Source organism: Herbidospora cretacea, assembly GCF_001570605.1.
GTDB lineage: Bacteria > Actinomycetota > Actinomycetes > Streptosporangiales > Streptosporangiaceae > Herbidospora > Herbidospora cretacea.
In genome coordinates this window covers 1-20,742 of sequence record NZ_BBXG01000005.1, presented here as the reverse complement: position 1 = coordinate 20,742, position 20,742 = coordinate 1, and the positions used below count along the sequence as shown (strand labels likewise).

The 20,742-nt window shown below is 72.1% G+C and carries 20 protein-coding genes; 10 read left to right on the top strand and 10 right to left on the bottom strand.

Going from position 1 to position 20,742, the window contains the following annotated elements; all coding sequences use genetic code 11:
- Positions 1–91: 91 nt before the first annotated feature.
- The 4 genes from AW270_RS11165 to AW270_RS11150 all read right to left on the bottom strand — a co-directional run bounded on the left by AW270_RS11165 (position 92) and on the right by AW270_RS11150 (position 4,268).
- Complete coding sequence (locus tag AW270_RS11165; protein ID WP_245674667.1) at positions 92–1,429, bottom strand: ABC transporter substrate-binding protein; 1,338 nt, start codon at positions 1,427–1,429, stop codon at positions 92–94.
- Positions 1,430–1,712: 283 nt separating this feature from the next.
- Complete coding sequence (locus AW270_RS11160; RefSeq protein WP_439649051.1) at positions 1,713–2,309, bottom strand: malonic semialdehyde reductase; 597 nt, start codon at positions 2,307–2,309, stop codon at positions 1,713–1,715.
- A gap of 58 nt (positions 2,310–2,367) precedes the next feature.
- Entirely contained in the window at positions 2,368–2,829 is a 462-nt protein-coding gene (locus AW270_RS11155) for a MarR family winged helix-turn-helix transcriptional regulator (protein WP_061293617.1), read from the bottom strand.
- Entirely contained in the window at positions 2,784–4,268 is a 1,485-nt protein-coding gene (locus tag AW270_RS11150; RefSeq protein ID WP_063819172.1) for a sulfatase family protein, read from the bottom strand. The genes AW270_RS11155 and AW270_RS11150 overlap by 46 nt, the downstream gene beginning before the upstream one ends.
- Before the next feature lie 217 nt (positions 4,269–4,485).
- Between AW270_RS11150 and AW270_RS11145 the strand changes: the two genes are divergently transcribed.
- The 10 genes from AW270_RS11145 (at position 4,486) to AW270_RS11100 (ending at position 14,571) form a co-directional block, all read left to right on the top strand.
- Positions 4,486–5,466 carry a hypothetical protein gene (locus tag AW270_RS11145; RefSeq protein ID WP_061293613.1) on the top strand — a complete coding sequence of 327 codons (981 nt, stop codon included), beginning with the start codon at positions 4,486–4,488 and terminating at the stop codon, positions 5,464–5,466.
- Positions 5,463–6,662, top strand: a complete 1,200-nt coding sequence (locus AW270_RS11140; protein WP_245674666.1) for a DUF6716 putative glycosyltransferase — start codon at positions 5,463–5,465, stop codon at positions 6,660–6,662. Before AW270_RS11145 ends, AW270_RS11140 begins: the two co-directional genes overlap by 4 nt.
- A gap of 90 nt (positions 6,663–6,752) precedes the next feature.
- Complete coding sequence (locus tag AW270_RS11135) at positions 6,753–8,030, top strand: MSMEG_0569 family flavin-dependent oxidoreductase (protein WP_061293612.1); 1,278 nt, start codon at positions 6,753–6,755, stop codon at positions 8,028–8,030.
- Positions 8,030–8,845, top strand: coding sequence for an amidohydrolase family protein (locus tag AW270_RS11130; RefSeq protein ID WP_174549862.1), 816 nt, complete (start codon positions 8,030–8,032; stop codon positions 8,843–8,845). Before AW270_RS11135 ends, AW270_RS11130 begins: the two co-directional genes overlap by 1 nt.
- 11 nt (positions 8,846–8,856) lie before the next feature.
- Complete coding sequence (locus tag AW270_RS11125; protein WP_061293608.1) at positions 8,857–9,369, top strand: MSMEG_0572/Sll0783 family nitrogen starvation response protein; 513 nt, start codon at positions 8,857–8,859, stop codon at positions 9,367–9,369.
- Entirely contained in the window at positions 9,369–10,424 is a 1,056-nt protein-coding gene (locus AW270_RS11120; protein ID WP_061293606.1) for an MSMEG_0568 family radical SAM protein, read from the top strand. Before AW270_RS11125 ends, AW270_RS11120 begins: the two co-directional genes overlap by 1 nt.
- A complete protein-coding gene (locus AW270_RS11115) occupies positions 10,394–11,869 on the top strand; it encodes an MSMEG_0567/sll0787 family protein (RefSeq protein ID WP_218009182.1) in 1,476 nt (491 codons plus the stop codon). The genes AW270_RS11120 and AW270_RS11115 overlap by 31 nt, the downstream gene beginning before the upstream one ends.
- Positions 11,870–11,878: 9 nt before the next feature.
- Entirely contained in the window at positions 11,879–12,703 is an 825-nt protein-coding gene (locus tag AW270_RS11110; RefSeq protein WP_061293604.1) for a carbon-nitrogen hydrolase family protein, read from the top strand.
- A gap of 3 nt (positions 12,704–12,706) precedes the next feature.
- Positions 12,707–13,528, top strand: a complete 822-nt coding sequence (locus AW270_RS11105; protein WP_061293602.1) for a carbon-nitrogen hydrolase family protein — start codon at positions 12,707–12,709, stop codon at positions 13,526–13,528.
- Positions 13,525–14,571 carry an MSMEG_0565 family glycosyltransferase gene (locus AW270_RS11100; protein ID WP_061293600.1) on the top strand — a complete coding sequence of 349 codons (1,047 nt, stop codon included), beginning with the start codon at positions 13,525–13,527 and terminating at the stop codon, positions 14,569–14,571. The genes AW270_RS11105 and AW270_RS11100 overlap by 4 nt, the downstream gene beginning before the upstream one ends.
- Here AW270_RS11100 and AW270_RS11095 read toward each other — a convergent pair.
- From AW270_RS11095 to AW270_RS11070, 6 genes are all read right to left on the bottom strand, one after another.
- Positions 14,568–15,074, bottom strand: coding sequence for a calcium-binding protein (locus AW270_RS11095; RefSeq protein WP_061293599.1), 507 nt, complete (start codon positions 15,072–15,074; stop codon positions 14,568–14,570). The two genes, AW270_RS11100 and AW270_RS11095, sit on opposite strands and share 4 nt — an antisense overlap.
- Before the next feature lie 81 nt (positions 15,075–15,155).
- Positions 15,156–16,040, bottom strand: a complete 885-nt coding sequence (locus tag AW270_RS11090; protein ID WP_061293597.1) for an AMIN-like domain-containing (lipo)protein — start codon at positions 16,038–16,040, stop codon at positions 15,156–15,158.
- Between the two features lie 156 nt (positions 16,041–16,196).
- Positions 16,197–17,513: a CHAP domain-containing protein gene (locus tag AW270_RS11085; protein WP_061293595.1), complete on the bottom strand. Its 1,317-nt coding sequence runs from the start codon at positions 17,511–17,513 to the stop codon at positions 16,197–16,199.
- A 102-nt stretch (positions 17,514–17,615) separates the two neighbouring features.
- The gene (locus tag AW270_RS11080; RefSeq protein WP_082801473.1) at positions 17,616–18,896 is read right to left on the bottom strand and encodes a polysialyltransferase family glycosyltransferase; all 1,281 of its coding nucleotides are present in this window, start codon (positions 18,894–18,896) and stop codon (positions 17,616–17,618) included.
- Positions 18,893–19,831: a glycosyltransferase family 2 protein gene (locus AW270_RS11075; protein WP_061293592.1), complete on the bottom strand. Its 939-nt coding sequence runs from the start codon at positions 19,829–19,831 to the stop codon at positions 18,893–18,895. The genes AW270_RS11080 and AW270_RS11075 overlap by 4 nt, the downstream gene beginning before the upstream one ends.
- The coding region (locus AW270_RS11070) for an N-acetylneuraminate synthase family protein (RefSeq protein ID WP_245674665.1) at positions 19,828–20,742 on the bottom strand (915 nt) is incomplete at its 5' end. The genes AW270_RS11070 and AW270_RS11075, both read right to left, overlap by 4 nt.

Below are 20,742 nucleotides of genomic sequence, written 5' to 3'. Positions count from 1 at the left end.
CTTTCGTGGAAGGAGCGGCCGGGGGTCCCGGCCGCTCAAGTAAGGACCGGCCCCTCGGTGAGAAGGGGCCGGTCAGGCGCGGCCGGGGGGATCAGCCCGCGGCCTTCACGCCCTCCTCCACGAAGCGGGTCCAGGCCTCGTCCCACTTGACCGAGCCCTGGTCGGCGCCCACGAGGACCTCCTCGACGGCCGCCTTGACCTGCGCGTGCTTCTCACCGAAGAACACCGGGGCCAGCTTCGCGACCGAGGCGGCGAAGATCGGGCCGCTCGGGGCGTCGTTGAAGTAGGCGTTCTTCGCGTCCGCGACGGTCGGGTCCTGCTGCGCCGGGATGGCGCTCGGGAAGTTGCCGCCTTCCTTGAACGCCGCGACCTGTCCGTCCTTCCCGGTCAGGAAGTTGAGGACGTCGGCGGCCTCCTTCGGGTGCTTGCTCTGCGAGGGGACCATCAGCCAGGAGCCGCCCCAGTTGCCGGAGCCGCCGGGCACCGCCGCGACGTCCCACTTCTTGGCGTTGGAGTCGCCGGAGGTGCCGGAGATCACGCCGAGCATCCACGAGGGGCAGCCCATGGTGGCGAAGCCACCCTTCTGCATCGCGGTGTTCCACTCCTCGCTCCAGGAGCGGAGCTTGGCGGTCAGGCCCGCGGTGCTGAGGGACTGGACGTAGTCGAACGCGGCCTTGACGCCCGGGTTCTTGTCGACCACGAGGCCCTGGTTCTTGTCGAAGTAGTAGAGGCCGCCGTTCTTGCCGGCCTCCTGGGCGAGCACCGAGTTGTACACGGTGTTGGCGCCGTCGACGAAGCCCGCGTCCGGGACCTTGGCCTTGAACTTCTTGCCGACCTCGAGGTAGTCGTTCCACGTCGGCCAGAGCTTGGAGACCTCGTCGCGGTTGGTCGGCAGGCCGGCCTTCTCGAACAGGTCGGTGCGGTAGCACATGGCCATGCCGCCGATGTCGGTGCCGAGGGCGAACAGCTTGCCCTCGGTGTTGACGCCCACGTCGTACTTGAACGCGGGGTAGTCGGCCTTACGGCTGTCGAGGCCGTACTGGCCGAGGTCGGCGAAGTACTGCGGGCGGGCGGCCATGAGACCCATGGCGCCCTCGTCCATCGCGATGATGTCGCCGGCGCCGCTGCCGGCCTCAAGCCACTGCAGGACCTGCGGCAGATAGGTGTCCTCGAACCGGTCCGTCAGGTTGACGTACTTGACCTGGACGTTCGGGTTCGCGGCGTTCCACTGGGCCACCGCGTCGTCGTAGGCGAAGTTCTCGCCGCCGCCGAAGGTGTTCAGCGTGATCTCGATCTTCTCGGCAGGGGCCGCGGAGCCGCCCGCGCTTGGTGCCGCTGCGGGTGCCTCGTCGCCGCCGCAGGCGGCGGCCGTGAAGGCCAGCGCCCCTGCGGCCACGGCCGCGAGCACACCGCGGCGCGTGTTGTTCATCATTCCGGACCCCTCTCAGGTGGTTCCCGAATCTGTGACTGAAGGTGGGCTCCCGGCCGACCCCCGACTGCTCAGCAGGTTGGGAGCGCTCCCACGAAGAGTCCACTATGGGCAACGCACCCGTCAATATGCCGAAACCTAACTGTTACTCCTGTAACGGTTAGCGACATCGAATGGGATTAAAAGGCACAAAAAGCGCATATCCGCAGTTGGGAGCGCTCCCAGTCCATACAGAACAAAGTGGCCCATCTCACAACGGAGATGGGCCACTTGTGGGCGCGGATCAGACGGTCGTCACGGCTTCGTGGAGGTCCAGGCGGGGGTTGCGGGCGTACCAGGCGTCCGGGCCGGGCTTGCCGATGTTCACCACGGCGAGCACCTCGTGGTTGCCGCCGGGGAAGAACTCCTTCTCCAGGGCGTCCTTGTCGAACCCGGCCATCGGGCCGGCCGCCAGGCCGTGGGCGCGCACGCCGACGATGAAGTAGCCCACCTGCAGGCCGCCGTTCAGCCGCGCCGACGCGACCCGGTCGTTCCGGTCGGCGAAGGCGTCCTTGGCCCCGGGGAAGTGCGGGAACGTCTTCGGCAGGTTCTCGTGGAAGTCGATGTCCACGGCGAGGATGGCCACGAGCGGGGCGGTCGACGTCTTGGCCTTGTTGCCCGGGCTCATGTGCTCGACCAGCCGGGCCCGCGCCTCGGGGGAGCGGACGTACACGATGCGGAGCGGCTGGTTGTTCATCGCGGTCGGGCCCCACTTGATCAGGTCGTAGATCGCGTGTGCGGTCTCGTCGGAGACGGGCTCGTCGGTGAAGGTGTTCGCCGTCCGCGCCTCGCGGAAGAGAAGGTCCTGGGCCGTGGCGTCGAGGACGCGCTCGGTGGAAATGGCACTCATGTGGGCCCACAACCTTCTTCGCTCGCAATATCTTCCCGAGCAACCAAATTTATTCGGTCAAGACTTCCTCAAGCCGGCCCAGCGCCCGCCGGACGACGGCCCGCTCGGTCGCCGACAGCGGGGCGTCGAAGTGGCGGTCGACCACCCGCGTGTGCACCTCGACCGCCCGCAGGAAGATCTCCGAGGCCTCCTCGGTCGGCCGGATCAGGGTCATCCGCCGGTCGCCCGGGTGGCGGCCCCGGGTGACCAGCCCGGCCCGCTCCATGCGGTCGAGCAGCCGGGTCATCCCGCCACTGGTCAGGGTCAGGTCGAGGGAGTTGATCGCGGTGCAGCCGTCGTGGTCGCGGTAGAGCCGCATCAGGACCTCGAACATCACGTGGGTGATCCCGATCTCCTCCTGCAGCGCCTTGTCGATCAGCTGGTCGAGGGCCGCCGCGACCCGGATGAGATGGCCGAAGCCGGGGCTCAGCCGATCACATGCGGCGCGTTCGCGGGCCGGGGTCCGATCCATTGCACTCCTGAGGGAGGGAAATCTGACCGTTCACCCAAAATGGTATCGGCGACCCGGCAGCCGGCGCCGGAGCACGCGTGCAGCGCGGCCAGCCGGCCCGACAGCCCGGCCAGCAGCGCGGGGTCGGCGGTGGCGGCCAGGTTGGTCAGCTGGAACGGGTCGGCCACCATGTCGTAGAGCTGGCGCTCGCCGGTCGCGTACTCGACGTAGGTGTGAGTCTCGGTGCGCAGCGCCCGGTAGGTGGGCGGGCAGCCGGGCGCGTAGTCGGGCTGGTCGAACTCCACGAGCACCGCGTCGCGCCAGGGCACCCGCTGGCCGCGTAGCAGCGGCACCAGCGACCGGCCCTCGACGAAACCGGGCACCTTCGCCCCCGCGAGCTCGGCGAACGTCGGGCCGAGGTCGACCGTCGACCCGAGCGAGGTGTCGACCCGCCCGGCCTGCACGCCCGGCCCGCGCACGATCATCGGGACCCGGACGTCCTCCTCGTAGGGCGTCGTCTTCCCCGACCGCAGCCGGTGCTGGCCCAGATGGAAGCCGTTGTCGGAGCCGAAGAAGATGTAGGTGTCGTCGAGCTTGCCCGCCCGCTCCAGCGCCGAGACGACCGTGCCCACCAGGTCGTCGAGGCCCGCCGTGGAGCGCAGCCGGTCGCGGTACATCTGGTCGATGTTGCGGATCACCCGCCGGGACATGCGGGTGCGCTCCTGCACCCACAGCGGCTCGGCCGACACGTCCTTCTGGTTGAACGACGGCGTCCGGGGCGCCCGCACCCCCTCGAAGTCGTCCGCGTGGCGCGGCGCGTGGTTGGCCGGGCGGTGCGGCGCGGTGGGGGACAGGTACAGGAAGAACGGCTCGCGGTGGCTCACGAACGAGGCGGCCTTGTTGGCGAGCACGTCGGTCAGGTAGTCCTCGGGCTGCTCGCCGCGCTCGACGATGATGCCGTCGTCGTTGAGGGCGTAGCCGTACTCGCGGTAGAGGTTGGTGACCGGGACCGCCCACTCGTCCCAGCCCGGCGGGATGTAGGTCCGCGGCACGCCCGCGCCCGGATACTGGTTCAGGTACTTGCCGAACAGGGCGGTCCGGTAGCCCGCGCCCTTCATCCAGGTGGCGAGCGTGCTGTCCTCCAGCGGCTTGAACCTCGGGAACCCACCGGAGGGCGCGCGGTTGCTGGTGACGCCGTGGCTGTGGATGTACTGCGAGCGCAGGATGGACGACCGCGACGGGCAGCACCACGGGTTCGTCACGTAGAAGTGGGAGAACGTGGTCCCGCTCGCCGCCAGCTTCGCGATGTTGGGGAACCGGTGGAGGTCGGCCGTGTCCAGGTCGTCGGCGAGGATGAAAACCACGTTCGGAGGGGCCTTCGCGACAGCGGCGGGCGTGATGGTCAGCGGCGCCGCCAGGAAGGCCATGGCGAGACCGCAGGCGAGACTCCTCTTCAGCATGGGGCAGATCATTGCCGGTGTTACACCTGCGAAAACGTACATTTAGCAGCGGACCGTGCACGAAACGTAGTGGATTCTCCCAACCGGTTGCACCGTGCCAAGGCCTCCGGGACAGTGATTCACATGAGATCCGGGGGTTCGCGTATTCGGCTGTTCACCCGTCGTTCCCTGTCCTGTTGCGATCGGCGGCTACCGTGAGCCCGTCGTGAACGGGTCCATGGAGAGTTCTGCGAGTAATGGCGGTTCGTCCGTCGCGTGGGTCGAGTCCCCGCTGCAGCTGCTCTGCGTCATAGAGGCGCAGCACGCTGGGCTGCTCGGCGACGACGCCACCGTCGTGCCGCGATCAGGTCTGCCCGCCCTCCGCCTCACCCGCAAGGAGATATCCCGGCTCGACCTGCCCTCCGGCCTGTCCTTCGCCGAGCCGACCGCGAAGATGCCCAAGCCCGGCCGCTCCTGGGCCGTCGGCGACGCCTTCTCCGGGCGCGTCCAGCTCAGCCTGCTGACCTCGCCGGTCCGGCGGCTGGTGCTCGTCGACGACGGCCTGGCCACGATCCGGCTGCTCGAACTGCTCGCCGAGCGCCGCCCGCTGCTGCGCGCCCGCGTCGTGCCCGGCGCCGCCCGCACCGCCATGGGGGCCGTGGCGGGGGTGCGCCTGCGCCGGCTGGCCCGCCGGGGGCGCCTGACCGTCTTCACCGCGCTGCCGGTGCCCGACGAGGTCGCCGACGCCGTCCGCGCGCTCGGCGCCGACGTGGTGAGACACGACTTCCCGTGGCTGCGCAGCCAGCCCGGCAGGCGCCCGCCGGCCGAGAAGACGGTCGTGCTGGGCACCTCCCTGGTGCGCAACGGGCTGATCCACCGCGAGGCCTACGTGAAGTGGCTGACCGGGCTCGACGAGCCGGTCGCCTACTACCCCCACCGCCGCGAGGACCCCAAGGACCTCGACCGGGTCCGCCGCATCGAGGGCGTCACGGTCTACGAGAGCGGCGCCCCCGCCGAGATGACCCTGCGCGACCTGCGGCCGGGCCAGCGGGTGCTCAGTCTCCCGTCGACGGCGGTCACTTCTCTCCGTATCCTGCTGCGGGCGCGCGGCGTCTCGGTGGAGACGGTCGACGTGCCGGACGAATGGTGGACCGCCTCAGCGGGCCCGTCGCTCCGCTCCCACCTCCAGCTGTTCGCACACGAAAGAGTCGCTCCTTGATCCGCGTTTTCGCCGTGGCCGATTCCGACTCCTACCTGAAATGGGCCGCGGGGCTCGCGGGAGGGGCGCCGGCCGACTGGCAGATCGAGCTCGCCGTGGTGCGCACCCCGATCGCCCCCTCGGAGTCGCAGATCGCCGCCGCCGTGAGCGGGACCCGGTTCCAGGACGTGCCGACGCTGGGCGCGCGGGCGCTGCGCAAGGCCGCCGAGCGGTTCCGGCCCGACGTGATCCTGGTCTCCTGCACCGGACCGGTCGTCGACGCCCTGGTCAGCGAGGTCCTCTCCGGGCTGCGGCCGCGGCCCGTCTTCGTGACCGGCCTGCCCGGCATCTCGGTCCCGGCGACCGAGAAGGCCTGGATCTACCGCAGCGGCTGCGACCTGTTCATCCTGCACAGCGGCCGTGAGGTCCAGGAGTTCGGCGAGATCGCCGCGCGGCTCGGCGGCGGCGGCCAGATCGCGCTGGCCCGGCTGCCCTACCTCGACCTGACCGGCCACCCCTCGGCCGGGGAGACCCGCGACCGCGTCGTGTTCGCCACCCAGGCGAAGGTGCCGATGAGGCGCGACGACCGCGAGAGCGTGCTGCTGGCGCTGAAGGCGCTCGCCCAGGCCCGGCCCGACCTGCGGGTGGTCGTCAAGCTGCGGGCCCGCGACGACGAACGCCAGACCCACAACGAGAAGCACCACTACGAGCGGCTCTGGAACACCATGGCCGCTGAGGGCCGGGTCCCGGCCGGCGCGCTGTCGTTCGAGGCCGGGCCGATGCACGAGCACCTGGCCCGCGCCCAGGGTTTCGTCACGGTCAGCTCGACGGCGGCGCTGGAGGCCATCGCCCAGGGCGTGCCGCTGCTGGTGCTGTCGGACTTCGGGGTCAGCGCCGAGATGATCAACCTGGTGTTCGAGGGGTCCGGCTCGCTGGGCACCCTCGACGACCTGGCCAGGGCCGACTTCCGCGCCCCGACGCCCGAGTGGTGCGCGGCCAACTACTTCCACGAGGCGGCCCGCAACGACTGGGCCTCCCGGACGACGGAGCTCGTCCTGGCCGCCCGCGCGGGCACGCTGGCGCCGACGTCGTCGCTGCTCGACGGCCCGCAGCACGCCGGGGCCCGGCGCCGTGCCCGGCTGCGCATCGAGGTGCCGCCCAAGGTGCTCCGCTACGGCTACCGCGCCAAGAAGAAGCTCAAGAAGCTGCTCAAGTAACGGGCCCCCGTCACGGGGCGTGAGCATCCGTTGACGGGGATTTGTTCCGGATGACATCGATCGGCAACGGCCCCCTCTTGCACTGAGGGCATGAGAGTCGACGGTACCGCCCACCCCGTGGTCGTGATCGGCGGTGGCCAGGCCGGGTTGTCGATGAGCCACTGCCTGACCCGGCTGGGCATCGGCCACGTCGTGCTGGAGCGCGGCCGCGTCGGCGAGTCGTGGCGCTCCCGGCGCTGGGACTCCTTCTGCCTGGTCACCCCCAACTGGCAGTGTGACCTGCCCGGATACCCCTACCAGGGCGGCGAGCCCGACGGCTTCATGGTGCGGGCCGAGATCGTCTCCTACCTGGAGGGGTACGCCGCCTCGTTCGCGCCGCCGGTCGCCGAGCACGTCACCGCGTCCCGGCTGACCGCGCTGGAGGGCGGCTTCGCGGTCACGACCGACCGGGGCGTGCTGACCGCCGGGCAGGTCGTGGTGGCGACCGGGCCCTACCAGACGCCGGTCCTGCCCCGGGTGGCCGAGCGGCTCGGTGTGCCGTCCCTCCACTCCGACGCCTACCGAAGCCCGGCCGGCCTGCCCGAGGGACCGGTGCTGGTGGTGGGGAGCGGGCAGTCGGGCTGCCAGATCGCCGAGGACCTGTTCCTGGCCGGGCGGACCGTCCACCTGGCGGTCGGCTCGGCCCCCCGGGTGGCGCGGCGGTACCGGGGGCGGGACGTGGTCGAGTGGCTCGACCTGATGGGCTACTACGACCGGCCGATCACCGAGTTCGACGACCCCGACGCCGTGCGGTCCCGCGCCAACCACTACGTGACCGGCCGCGACGGCGGGCGCGACATCGACCTGCGGGCCTTCGCCCGCGACGGGATGCGCCTGCACGGCAGGCTCACCGGGATCACCGGGGGCCTGCTGGAGTTCGCCGACGATCTGGCGGCCAACCTCGACCACGCCGACGCGGTGTCCGAGGGCGTCAAGGACTCCATCGACGCCTACATCGCCTCGAACGGGATCCCGGCCCCGGCCGAGGAGCGGTACGTCCCGGTCTGGCGGCCCCCGCCGGGGCCTTCGCGGGTGCGTGCCGAGGAGATCGCCTCGGTCGTCTGGTGCACGGGCTTCCGGCGCGACCACTCCTGGATCAGGGTCCCCGTGTTCGACGGCACCGGCTACCCCGCCCACACCCGGGGGGTGACGCGCTGGCCCGGTCTCTACTTCCTCGGGCTGCCCTGGCAGCACACCTGGGGCTCCGGCCGCTTCTCCGGGGTCGGCCGGGACGCCGAGCACCTCGCCGGGCACGTCTCCGCCCACCTCGCCGGGCAGGCCTCGAAGGACTCCGGCTACTACGTCCACCCCGAACTGCTGGGGACGTGATGATCCGCGACGCCCACCGCCACTTAGGCGTGCTCCCGGCCTATCCCTTCTACGGCGGCCCGCCGGTCCGGCCGGACGTCGGCGCCCGCGCCACCATCGGCGAGCTGCTGCGCGACCTCGACCGCGAGGGCACCGAGCGGGCGCTGGTGATCCCCAACTACGGCGTGCCCGACCCGGCCGTCGCCTTCTCCTTCAACGAGCTCTGCGTCGAGGCCGCCGCCCGGGACGACCGGATCAGGGCCGGGCTGTGGGTCTCGCCGCTGCCCGCCGACGAGGCGCGCACGCTGGCCGCGCTCGCCCTCGCCGGGGAGACCGGGGTGCGGGCGCTGAAGCTGAGCTTCCTGCTCGGCGGACGCCCGGCCGACCCCGCCTGCCGCTCGCTGCTCGACCGCATCTTCGCCGTGGCCCGGGACCTGAACCTCGTCGTGCACGTCCACACCTCGCCCGGCGCGGCCTCCGACGTCGACGAGATCGGCCACCTGGTCGAGCGGTACGGCGACGCCGTCGCCCTCCACCTCGTCCACTTCGGCGGCGGCGCGTCCGGCCACATCAAGCTCGCCGGGGGGCGGTTCTTCGACTGGATCGCGGCCGGCAAGCGCGTCTACACCGACCTCTCCTGGGCCATCGGGTTCGCCCCCCGCTGGCTGGCCCGGGAGATCGACCGGCGTGGCGTCGGCCACGACCGGCTGCTGTTCGCCAGCGACGAACCCTGGGGCGACCACCCCGGGGAGCACGCCCGGCTCAGCGCCGCCGTAGGGGACGGCGAGCTGGCCCGCCTGGTCTTCCACGACACCTTCGAGAGACTGTACGGATAGGGAGCACGTCCATGACCGAACTGACCGAGCTCGAGCAGGCCAGCCTCACCGAGATCCCCCACCCGTCGCTGCCCGACGGATCGAGCCTCTACGGCGAGACGAAGGTCTTCCCCGACTACAAGGCCGAGGAGGGCGAGTCGTACTTCACGCTCGTCCACGGCATCGCCCACGAGTCGTCGGTCAGCTTCGTGGCCATCCTCCAGGCGACCCGCGCGCTGCGGAAGGGCTTCGAATCGGCCATCTACTTCTACGGGCCGGGGTCGTTGAACTGCCTGGCCACCCGGGGGTTCCCGACGACGGGCAACTCGGCGTTCCCCGGCGAGCACAACATCAACAACTCGCTGAAGACGTTCATCGCCGAGGGCGGCAAGGTCTTCTGCTGCCGGTTCGGGCTGTCACTGCACGGCGCGCGCGAGGAGGACCTCATCGAGGGCGTGATCCCGACCCACCCGCTCGACGTGCAGGACGCGCTGATCCACTACTCCCGCAAGGGCGCCATCATCAACTCGACGTACATGTTCTGATGGACCACGTCTCGACCCGCGTCGACGTCGCCATCCGGGGGGTGCGGCTCGACGCGCCCGTGCGGCGGACCGGCGGCGCCGGCCCCTCCGACGACGGCCACCTCCTCGTCGACGGGCGCAACGCCGCCCTGCCGCTCGACCCGACGAGCCCCTACGTCGTCCGCGACGGACGGCTCTACCTGGGCGGCACCGACATGGGCGTGGCCGTCAGGCCGGTCCGCCGGCCCCGGTTCTACGACCTGACGACGGCCGACGGGGTGCCGTACGAGAAGATCGCCAAGCTCCACGGGGCCGACGTGCTGGCCACGACCGTGGTGCAGACCTGCGTGCGCTACGCCGAGGAGGAGCGCTGCCGGTTCTGCGCCGTGGAGGAGTCCCTGGCGAGCGGCGCGACCGTGGCGGCCAAGACCCCGGCCCAGCTCGCCGAGGTCGCCGCGGCGGCGGTCCGGCTCGACGGGGTCCGGCAGATGGTCATGACGACCGGCACCACCTCCGGCGCCGACCGGGGCGCGAAGGTGCTGGCGCGGTCGGTGCGGGCGGTGCTGGCCGCGGTGCCCGGCCTGCCGATCCAGGTGCAGTGCGAGCCGCCCGGCGACCTGGCCTGGATCTCGGAGCTCAGGCGGGCCGGGGCGCACGCCGTCGGCATCCACGTCGAGTCGCTCGACGACGAGGTCCGGCGGCGCTGGACGCCGGGCAAGGCCCGGACCCCGCTGGCGGACTACTGGGCCGCCTGGGACGAGGCGGTCCGGGTGTTCGGGCGGAACCGGGTGTCGACGTATCTGCTGATCGGGCTGGGGGAGTCGCCGGACGAACTGGTCGCCGGGGCGTCCCGGCTGATCGAGCACGGCGTCTATCCCTTCGTGGTGCCCTACCGGCCGCTCGCCGGGACCCTGGCGCGGCGTGACGGCGTACCGGCGCCGTCGAAGGAGCTGGTCCGCGACGTGACCGAACGCGTGGCCGCGATGCTGCGCGGCGCCGGGATGAGCGGCGCGGACCAGGGCGCGGGCTGCGCGGCGTGCGGCGCGTGCAGCGCGCTGGCGACGGCGGGCGGGTGAGGGGCGTGACCTCGGTCTGCGACGTGCTGGTCACCGGCTCGCCCGAGCTCGCCGCGCCGGGTCCCCTTGAGGTTCCCGCCCTGCTCGGGGGCGGGCGGACGCCGCCCCGGTTCGTCATCGAGGCGACCTCCGAGCGCGGCTGCCTGTACGCCTACCGCCTCCTGCGGCGGCGGGTCTTCGTCGAGGAGCAGGGCCTGTTCGAGGACGACGACCTGGACTTCCGCGACGAGGATCCGCGCACCGTCGTGCTGGTGGCGCGCAACCCCGCCGGGGTCGTCATCGGCGGGGTGCGGCTCGGCCCGGCGGGCGACGGGCCGGACATCGGGTGGTGGCGCGGCTCGCGGCTCGTCGTCGACCCGGGGGTGCGCGGCGCTCCCGGGGTGGGGCCCGCGCTGGTCCGGGCGGCGTGCGCGTACGCGGAGGCCGCGGGGGTGCTGCGGTTCGAGGCGGACGTCCAGGAACGGGCCGTGGGGATGTTCACCCGGCTCGGGTGGCGGGCGGTCCGGCCGGCGCGGGTGGCCGGGCGGCCCCACCGGACGATGCGGTGGCCCATCGGGCGGCTCGCCCGGGCGGCGGCCGGGAAGGCGGTCCTCGGGCCGCTGCTGCGCGGGCTGTCGCCCGGCGGGCGCGGCTGGGTCGGCGACGACGGCGCGCCGGTCCCCGGCAGCGACCTGGTGGCGGCGTGCGACGCGATCCTGCCGTCGATGGTCGAACGCGACCCCGACTGGGCCGGATGGTGTTCGGTGCTGGTCAACCTCAACGACCTCGCCGCCATGGGCGCGACCCCTGTCGGGCTGCTCGACGCGCTGGGGGCCCGGGACGCCTCGTTCGCGGCGCGGGTGCTGACCGGGCTGCGGCGCGCGTCGATGGCCTACGACGTGCCGGTCCTCGGCGGGCACACCCAGCTCGGGGTGCCCGCCGCGCTCGCCGTCACCGCGCTCGGACGCGCGCCCGCGCCGGTGCCGGGCGGGGGCGGGCGTCCCGGTCAGCCGGTGAGGCTCACCGCCGACCTCGGCGGCCGGTGGCGGACCGGCTACACCGGGCGGCAGTGGGACTCCACCTCCACCCGGACCACCGAGGAACTGCGCGCCATGCTCGGCGCGGTCGGGCAGGCCCGGCCCGCCGCCGCCAAGGACGTCTCGATGGCCGGGATCGCCGGGACCCTCGGCATGCTGGCCGAGGCGAGCGGCTGCGGCGCGGTGCTCGAACCCGCCAGGGTGCCCCGGCCCGCCGGGACGACCATGGGCGACTGGCTGACCTGCTTCCCCGGCTTCGCCGTGCTCACGGCCGGCGGTCCCGAACTGACGGCCGGGCCCGCCACGGGGGCCGTGTGCGGCGAACTCGTCAGCGGGGGCCGGTATGAGGGCGGGGTGCGGCTGCGCTGGCCCGACGGGGTGGAGACCGACGGCGTGCCGCAGCCGGTGACCGGACTCGGAACGGCCTGAGGAGGACGCATGACCATTCGGCTGGCGGCCGTCGCCGCCCCGTTCGGCCGGGACCTCGACGCGTGCTTCGCCACGATCGAGTCCCTGGCCGCGAGGGCCCGCGCGGAAGGGGTGTCGGTGCTGGCGCTCCCGGAGGCGTGCCTGGGCGGATACCTGGCGAACCTCGACGGGGAGGCCACCGGCCCGCCGGCGCTGCGGCGCGACGGCCCCGAGCTCAGGCGGCTGGCGGACCTCGCCGGAGAGCTGGTGATCTGCGCCGGATACTGCGAGGCGGACGGCGACCTGCGGTTCAACTCGGTCGTCTGCGTCACCGGCGACGGGATCCTCGGCCACCACCGCAAGGTCCACCAGCCGCTCCGGGAGAACCAGAGCTACGCGGCGGGCGACGGCTTCACCGCCTTCGACACCCCGGCCGGCCGGATGGGCATGATGATCTGCTACGACAAGGCGTTCCCCGAGTCGGCCCGGTCGCTGGCCCTCGACGGCGCGCAGATCGTCGTCTGCGTGTCGGCCTGGCCCGCCAGCCGCACCGACCCCGCGCCCGACCTGGCCGACGACCGCTGGACCCGGCGGTTCGACCTGTTCGACCAGGCGCGGGCGCTGGAGAACCAGGTCGTGTGGGTGTCGGCCAACCAGTCGGGCGCCTTCGGCGACCTGCGGTTCGTCGGCCGCGCCAAGGTCGTCGGTCCGGGCGGCGAGATCCTGGCCGCCACCGGCGTCTCCGCCGGGTTCGCGGCGGCCTCGCTCGACCTGGAGGAGACCCTGGCGACCGCCCGCCGGTCGATGGGGCACCTGCGGGATCGCCGTCCCGAGGCGTATGCGGCAGGATTCTGATCCGTGCTCCGCATCGCCGCCGCCTCCGCGCACTTCGGCCGTGACCTGGAATTCGACCTCCAGCGCGTGGCCAAGCTCATCGCCGACGCGCGCCAGGAGGGGGCCGGCCTGCTCGTGCTGCCCGACGCGACCCTGGGCGGCTACCTCGCCGACCTGCGCCACCCCGACCCCGGCGCGCTGCCGCCCGCCCTCGGCCCCGACGACCCGCTGATCAAGCGGGTCGCCGGACTGGCCGCCGAGATGGTCGTCTGCGTCGGCTACTGCGAGGCCGACGGCGACCTGCGCTACAACGCGGCCGTCTGCGTGACCGGCGACGGCGTGCTCGGCCGCCACCGCAAGGTGCACCTGCCCGCCGGGGAGATCGCCGCCTACGCGCCCGGCGACCGGTTCGACGCCTTCGACACCCCGGTCGGCCGGGTCGGGATGCTGATCGACTACGACAAGACCTTCCCCGAGTCGGCCCGCTCGCTGGCCCTCGACGGCGCGGAGATCATCGCCTGCCTGTCCGCCTGGCCCACCAGCATCACCAACCGGGCCCCGCGGATGGCCCAGGACCGCCAGTCGCGCCTGTTCGATCTGTACGACTGCGCCCGCGCCGCCGAGAACCAGGTGGTGCTGGCCTCGTCGAACCAGACCGGCGCGATGGGCGGGATGCGGTTCCTCGGCCAGGCCAAGGTGGTCGGCCCCGGCGGCGACATCCTGGCCCGCACGTGGTCCAAGGCCGGGCTCGCGGTCGCCGCCGTCGACGTCGCGGCCGAGATCGGGCAGGCCAGACGGGTGCTGCGGCACATCGGGGAACGCCGGCCCGACACCTACCGCTCATGAGGATCGCCCTGCTGACCTACTCGACGAAGCCGAGGGGCGGCGTCGTGCACACCCTCGCCCTGGCCGAGGCGCTCGCCGAACTGGGCGAGGAGGCCGAGGTGTGGGCGCTGGGCCGCGGCGGCGACCGGCGGTTCTTCCGGGACGTGAGCGTGCCCGTCCACGTCGTCGACTGCCCCGACGTGCCCGGCGAGACGGTGGGGGAGCGGGTCCTGCGGTCGATCGCCCTGCTCCGCGCGGCCTTCGACCGGTCGGGCTACGACGTCGTGCACGCCCAGGACTGCATCACCGCCAACGCGGCCGGTCCGTGCGTCCGGACGGTCCACCACCTCGACCACTTCACCACGCCCGAACTGGCCGCCTGCCACGAACGGGCCCTGGTCGAGCCGCTCGCGCACGTCTGCGTGTCGTCGGCGGTGGCCGGGGAGCTGCGCGACGGGTGGGGCATCACGGCGGAGGTCATCCCGAACGGCGTGGACGCCGCCCGGTTCGCGGCCGCCGACGGCTCCGCCTGGCGCGACCGCTTCGGCGCCTACGTCCTGACGGTCGGCGGCATCGAACCCCGCAAGGGCTCCCTCGACCTGCTCGAAGCGCATGCCCTGCTGCCGGAGTATCCGCTGGTCATCGCGGGCGGCGAGACCCTGTTCGACTACCGCGGCTACCGGGCGGAATGGGAGGCGCGCGCCCGGGACCTGGGCGTCGAGCCGGTCGTGCTCGGCCCGGTGCCCCACGACGACCTGCCCGGTCTGGTCGCGGGCGCGTCGGCGTTCGCCTTCCCGTCGACGAAGGAGGGCTTCGGCCTGGCCGCGATGGAGGCGCTGGCGGCGGGCGTCCCGCTGGTCGTCCGCGACCTGGCGGTCTTCCGCGACATCTTCACCGGCACCGCCCTGTTCGCCGCCGGGCCCGGCTCGCTCGCGGTGGCGCTGCGGGAGGCGGTGACCGTGCCGTCGCCCGAGCGGGCGGCGGCCGGACGGGCGCTGGCCGCCCGGCACACGTGGCGCCGGGCGGCTCTGGCGCATCGCGCCTTCTACCGGGAGATCGGTTAGGCGTCGGCCTCGCAGGCCGACTCGGTCTCGGCGGTGCACTTGTCGAAGCCGCCGACCCCGTTGGCGGTGTCGACGCCCCCGTTGCCCTTCAGGGTGTCGTCGTCGGAACCCCCGTTGAGACCGTCGCGGCCCGAACCCCCGTTCAGGACGTCGATTCCCGAGCCCCCCAGCACGCTCGACTGGAACCCGGTGTTGTTGGAGAACGTGTCATTGCCCCCCAGGAGGGTGACGTCCAGGAACTGGATGGCGCTGGAGCACTCCGCCACCGTTCCAGCCTTGCTGCACCCCGCGCCGGCCACGATCCCCGACGTGGAGTCGACGGTCAGCTTCCCGAACTGGAAGCCGACGTTGACGATCTCCCCGTCACCGGTGCCGACGATGAACAGTGTGCTGCCCGAGATGTGCACGGACGTGTCCGACGCCGCCTGCGCCGGGCTTGTGACCAGCACCAGACCCGTTGCGACGAGCGCGAGGGCGGTGAGGACACGGTTTACGAGCGACATGTGAGATTCCCCGTCTGTGTGTCGTGTCGCTGACAGGGATCAGGAAATCGTGTGGCCGGTCGGCTGTCTGCGTAGAAATCCTCACGGCTCCAGGGATTCGGGGATCGAGTCGCTGTTGCCGTTCGGGCGCTCGGTCCGCCCGGCCGCGTCGTAGATCTTCACCCACTTGATCGAGGGGAAGCCCTTGAGCGTCGCCCGGATGTGGTCGGCGACGGTGAAGGTCGACCCGCCGCTGCGGACGTTCCCGGTGAGGTGGACCCGGGCGACCTTGCCGGTGACGGTCAGCTTGCTGAACCCGGTCGCCCCGGAGTTCACGAACCGCAGGCCCGCCTTCCGCTCCGCCTCGGTCGGCCCGGCGAACAGCCGCAGCAGCGCGCCATGGGCCGTGCCCGGCGGGATGACCGGACGCGACACCGCCTTGAGCTTCGGCTCCCGCGGCAGGTCGAGGAAGTGGACCTTCACCGGGACGGTGCGGTAATTCACGGTGAAGTCGACGACGACCCGGCTCGGCTTGGTCAGCGTGTACATCCGGAAGGGGACCTTCTTGGCCAGCCCCACCCCGAACGACAGGGTCGCCTCCCAGTCGCCCGTGTTGACGACCTGGATGACACCCGGCAGCGCGTACGTCCGGCGGGCCGCGCCGTAGGTCGACTTGCCCTGGTCGTCGTGGCCCCTGGCGTCGAAGAACCGCAGGGCGAGCTTGGCGCTCCCGGGGACCGGCACGGTGTGCCCCGACCCGTCGGCGATCAGCTTGGGCACGTATTCGGCGATCCGGGTGGGCGGCAGCCCGTTGCGGAACTCGAACACGAGACGGTCGACGCCGGGATGCCGGTCGGCCCGGACCGCGACCAACTGGGGCACCGTGTCAGCCGCTGTGTCGGCCGTCGCGGCGGGCGTCGCCGCCAGAGGGGCCAGCAGCCCCACGGTCAGCGCGGTTGCGGTGAGGACGGAACGTAAGGTGATCATGTTTTCTCCGGTGGTTTGTCACGTTCCAAGGAAGGGAGCCCGTCGGGCTCCGATTAGCTGACCTGTAAGACGTGGCAAACCGCCCAGAGGTTTGGTGAGTTCGCAAAGTGTGGCGCACCGGCCATCTCCCCCTCGGAGGCCGGTGCGCCGCCGCTCTCAGAACGTCCCGGTGAAGGCCCCCGGCTTGGTCACGCCCGCGCCCGGCCCGAACGTGTGCCGCACCCCGGTCTTGGTCGTGACGACGTAGCCCGTCGCCGTCATGGCGATGTCGGCCGCCTCGGCCGAGCCTTCGGGCAGGTCGCCCAGGTGCTCGGCGTCGCCGAAGGCGAACACCTTCCCGGCCACGTCGACCATCACGTAGCCCTTCCCGGACGCGGTCCCCGCCATGGCCACGATCGCGCGGTCGAAGGTCGTCGCGTTGCCGTACCACTTCGCCGCGCCGAACGGGTGCACCTGCCCGGCCGAGGTCAGCAGCCAGTAGCCGCCCGTCGTCACCTCGATGTCGACGAAGTCGCCGGAGTAGCCCTCGGGCGAGGCGGTGATCCACACGCCGGGCCCGTAGACCTGGCCCGTCGACGTCGTCACCAGGTAGCCGTTCGGGGCCGCGTCGATCGCCACCAGCTCACCCGTCGCGGTCGCGGGGCGGGCGACGGGGGGCGCGGCGTCCCCGTACGGGAAGATCTGGCCCGACGACGAGAGGAGCCAGTAGCCCGCGCCCGAAGGTGTCACGGCGGCGTCGGTGACCCGGCCCGAGACGGCGGGGGCCGCGCCCGGCAGGCCGCCGAAGACCTGTCCCGTCGAGGTCACCGACAGGAAGCCGGTCCCGAACGGCCGCCCGCCGCCGCCGTTGACCAGCGCCGGGTAGTCGGCCGGGCCGCCGCCCGTCGACAGGATGCCCATGTTCTTCTTCGCGTGGACGACGCCCGCCACGCTGTAGCTGGCCCAGAACGAGTCGAGCCGCCCGCCGTGCCAGCGCATCGGATTGCGCACCACCTGCGAGTTCTGGCCGATCGTCACGACGTTGCGGGTGCCGTCCTTGTTGACGGTGATCCGCTCGACCACGACCACGTGCCCGGCCGCGCCGCTGCGGTTCATCACCACCATGTCGCCCGGCACGATCGAGGTGATCGAGCCGTTGGCCTGGCGTTCCATGCCGAGCGCCGCGGCCCGGGTGAAGATCTGGGAGGCGATGGCGACGCCCGAGAAGATGCCGCTGTGCCAGCCGCGCCTCAGGTAGAAGCGCTGCGGCAGCTCGACGCACTGCCACCAGTTGTAGGAGACCCCGCCGACGTGCTTCTGGCCGGCGCAGCTCGTGGCGGTGCTGGAACCGCAGATCGGCACGCCGCCGCCGGCGAACCACTTGGCGCCCGCGAGCCTCAGCGGGGCCGCCGCCGTGGCGCCTGGGGGTGCGGCGGTGGCCAGCAGGCCGGCGGTCAGGCCGGTGACGATGATCTGTTGGAGAGGGGTGGACAACGTCCCGCGTCCTTCCGTGGATGACACGACGGGACGAAAGACTGCCGAAACCTCACGTCACAGTTTGCCTGGAATACCCCTTTGGTATCACCTGGAACCGGTTCAGCCTTTGACGATCTGCTTCAGCCGGGCGAGCCCGGTCTTGGGCGGCGGCGGGGGAGGCGGCGCGGGCTTCTCGATGAGGCCCAGCACCTCCAGGCGCTTCTTCTTGAAGTAGCGCACCGGCCCGTGGGCCCTCACGTAGGCGTCGGCGGCGTCGCGCAGCTCCGGGTGGGCGACGCTCTGCATGCAGTAGGCGACCGCGTCGACCAGGCCCTTCACGTCGGAGACGATCGGGTCGGTCAGCGAGCCGTCGGGCTCCAGCCGGGGCACCGTCGCGTCGACGACGGTGACGGGCACGCGGTTGCTGTTCTCGTAGGGGGCCAGGCGCTCCAGCACCAGCTGGGTGCCGACCGTGGCCACCGGCAGGCCGAAGAAGCGGCGGGCCGTCATCAGGCCGGTGGAGAAGCAGCTCACCACCAGTTCGGCCCGGCGGGTGGCGAACAGCACCTCGGCCGGCACGTCGCCGGGCGCGGTCACCAGCGACGCGCCCAGCCCGGCGGCGTAGGCGGCCAGCTCGCGGCCCTGACGGGGCCCGCTCGCCGGGTGGGGCTTGAAGACGATCGTGCGGTGGCCGCGCGCGACCACGGCCCTGACCATGTCGGCGTGGAGGCGGAACTCGTCGTCGGCGGTGAGGATGCCCAGCGCCGCGAGGTACTGGCCCAGGATGATCGCCTCGCCCTCGGGCTGCGGGCCGCAGGCGACCGCGACCCGGCCGACCACGTCGGCGAACGGGCCCGGCGGCAGCGGCTGCGACGGCACCCCGTGTTCGGTCAGCAGCAGCGGGTCGAGGCCGGGCACCAGGTCGAGGTGGAGCAGCCGCTCCAGGCGGCCGGCGATCTCGCGGGGGAGCACGTCGCGGGTGGGGCTGTGGGCCATCAGCCCGTCGGAGTAGACGGTGATGGGGTAGTCCTTGAACAGCCCGGCGATCACCCGCGCGGGCGGCACCACGATCGACTCCAGGACCAGCTCGTCGATGTCGCGCAGGCCCAGCGACCGGTGGAACATCCGCGACAGCAGCGGTGTCTCGATCGCCCGGGGCTTCCAGTCGGCCGGGTGGAGCGGCGCGATGACGTCGTTCCAGACGTGGACGCGGGAGAAGCGGTCGCGCAGCGCGTCGTATCCGGGGGTCTGGTCGAGCGGGAGGGCGATCTCCGGGATCGCGTCGTTGTTGGTGACGATCAGGACCCGCTCACGGGAGGCCGGGCCGAAGACACCGGCGTCGATGCCCGCCGCCAGCGTCATCGCGCCGAAGAACCGTGAGGCGTAGAAGACCTGCGTCACGAGACCTCCAGGAAGCGGGTGAGGTGGACACGCTGCTCCGGTTCGAGGGCCTCCACGCTCTCGCGCACCAGCGGCTCGGGCAGGCGGCGGACGCGGTCGGCGCCGCGCGCCTCGAACCTCGCCAGCATCTCGGGCGTGAACCGCTCACCGGTGGCCAGGTGGTGGGCCAGCAGGGCGCAGAACGTCCGCGCCGCCTTCGGCAGGAACCGCTCCTCGACCTCCTCGAAGATCAGGTCGAAGGCGTCGAAGAAGTGGAGCTGGCGCTCGTCGCCGATCTGGGTGAGCGACTGGGGCACGCCCCGGCGGTAGAAGACGCCCGAGATCGACACCGCCGCGAACGAGCGGGCCCGCTGGTGCAGCCGCCAGATCCACGGCCGGTCCTCGGCGGTGTGCAGGCCGCTCGGGAAGGTGAGCAGGTCGCCCAGCGTCTCGCGGCGGTAGACGCCGGCCCACGCGTAGGGGTAGTCGACCATCGTCTTGGCCCCGGCGGGCAGGATCGCCTCGCGCGGGTCGAGGACCACCCCGCGCCGGCCGGCCGGCGCGCGGTGGGTCTCCCTCTTCAGTCCGTTGACCTGGACGTGGTCGACGCGCACGAAGTCGCAGCCGAGCCCGTCGATGGCGCCGACCAGGGCGGCCAGGTAGCCCCGGCCGATCCAGTCGTCGGCGTCGAGGAACGTCACGTACTTCCCCGAGGCCAGTTTCAGGCCGACGTTGCGCGCGTCGGCCAGCCCGACCGGCACCTGGTTGCGGATCAGGTGCAGGCCGGGGAGCTCCTTGCGGAACTCGTCGGTGATCGCGCCCGTGTCGTCGGCCGAGCCGTCGTCGACCACGATGACCTCGAAGTCGGGACGCCGGTTGCGGACCAGGGACGTGAGCGCGTCGGCGATGTAGGCCGCGCCGTCGCGTACCGGGACGATCACCGAGAGCGTGATCACACGGTCACCCTGCGCAGGCGGGCACGGGGGGCCTCCTCGCCGGGGAAGACGCGCTTGACGCCGTCGCCCAGGGCCTTCTCGATGATCCGGATGTCGCGCACCAGGTGCTCCAGGCCGCTCGGCTCCAGGGAGGCGGCGTGGTCGGAGCCCCACATCGTGCGGTCGAGGGTGATGTGGCGCTCGACCGTGACGGCGCCGAGGGTGACGGCCGCCAGCGAGATCTGCAGGCCGCGCTCGTGGCCCGAGTAGCCGACCGGGACGCCGTAGCGCTCCCGGAGGGTGATGATCGTGCGCAGGTTGGCCTCCTCGGGAGGCAGCGGGTAGGTCGACGTGGCGTGCATCATGACCAGCTTCTGCGTGCCCAGGATATCGACCGCGGCGTCGATCTCCTCAAGAGTCGACATCCCGGTCGAGAGCAGGATCGGCTTGCCGGTCTCGGCCAGCGCGCGCAGCAGCTCGTGGTCGGTGATCGAGGCAGAGGCGACCTTGTGGGTGAGAACGTTCATGTTCTCCAGGAACTCCACCGACGGCACGTCCCACGGCGAGGCGAACCAGTCGATGCCCTTCTCCGCGCAGTAGAGGGCGATCTGCTGGTATTCGTCCTTGCCGAACTCGGTCCGGATCTTGTACTCCATGTAGGTCATCTCGCCCCACGGAGTCTGCCGGATCTGGGAGCGCTGCTCCATCGGCACACAGATCTCAGGAGTGCGCTTCTGGAACTTCACCGCGTCGCAGCCGGCCTCGACGGCCACGTCGATCAGCCTCTTGGCGATCTCGACGTCGCCGTTGTGGTTGATGCCGATCTCACCGATCACGTAGACCGGGTGGCCGGCGCCCAGCAGGCTCTCGCCGATGCGCACCGCCTTCGGCTCGACCGTCACGGCGCGGGGCCGGGGCGCGGGGGCCGGGGC

What these genes read in the sequence shown, in the direction of transcription:
- AW270_RS11165 (WP_245674667.1), bottom strand. Translation starts at nt 1,429, where the DNA reads ATGAACAACACGCGCCGCGGTGTGCTCGCGGCCGTGGCCGCAGGGGCG.
- AW270_RS11155 (WP_061293617.1), bottom strand. Translation starts at nt 2,829, where the DNA reads ATGGATCGGACCCCGGCCCGCGAACGCGCCGCATGTGATCGGCTGAGC.
- AW270_RS11150 (WP_063819172.1), bottom strand. Translation starts at nt 4,268, where the DNA reads ATGCTGAAGAGGAGTCTCGCCTGCGGTCTCGCCATGGCCTTCCTGGCG.
- AW270_RS11145 (WP_061293613.1), top strand. Translation starts at nt 4,486, where the DNA reads ATGGAGAGTTCTGCGAGTAATGGCGGTTCGTCCGTCGCGTGGGTCGAG.
- AW270_RS11135 (WP_061293612.1), top strand. Translation starts at nt 6,753, where the DNA reads ATGAGAGTCGACGGTACCGCCCACCCCGTGGTCGTGATCGGCGGTGGC.
- AW270_RS11130 (WP_174549862.1), top strand. Translation starts at nt 8,030, where the DNA reads ATGATCCGCGACGCCCACCGCCACTTAGGCGTGCTCCCGGCCTATCCC.
- AW270_RS11125 (WP_061293608.1), top strand. Translation starts at nt 8,857, where the DNA reads ATGACCGAACTGACCGAGCTCGAGCAGGCCAGCCTCACCGAGATCCCC.
- AW270_RS11120 (WP_061293606.1), top strand. Translation starts at nt 9,369, where the DNA reads ATGGACCACGTCTCGACCCGCGTCGACGTCGCCATCCGGGGGGTGCGG.
- AW270_RS11110 (WP_061293604.1), top strand. Translation starts at nt 11,879, where the DNA reads ATGACCATTCGGCTGGCGGCCGTCGCCGCCCCGTTCGGCCGGGACCTC.
- AW270_RS11100 (WP_061293600.1), top strand. Translation starts at nt 13,525, where the DNA reads ATGAGGATCGCCCTGCTGACCTACTCGACGAAGCCGAGGGGCGGCGTC.
- AW270_RS11095 (WP_061293599.1), bottom strand. Translation starts at nt 15,074, where the DNA reads ATGTCGCTCGTAAACCGTGTCCTCACCGCCCTCGCGCTCGTCGCAACG.
- AW270_RS11090 (WP_061293597.1), bottom strand. Translation starts at nt 16,040, where the DNA reads ATGATCACCTTACGTTCCGTCCTCACCGCAACCGCGCTGACCGTGGGG.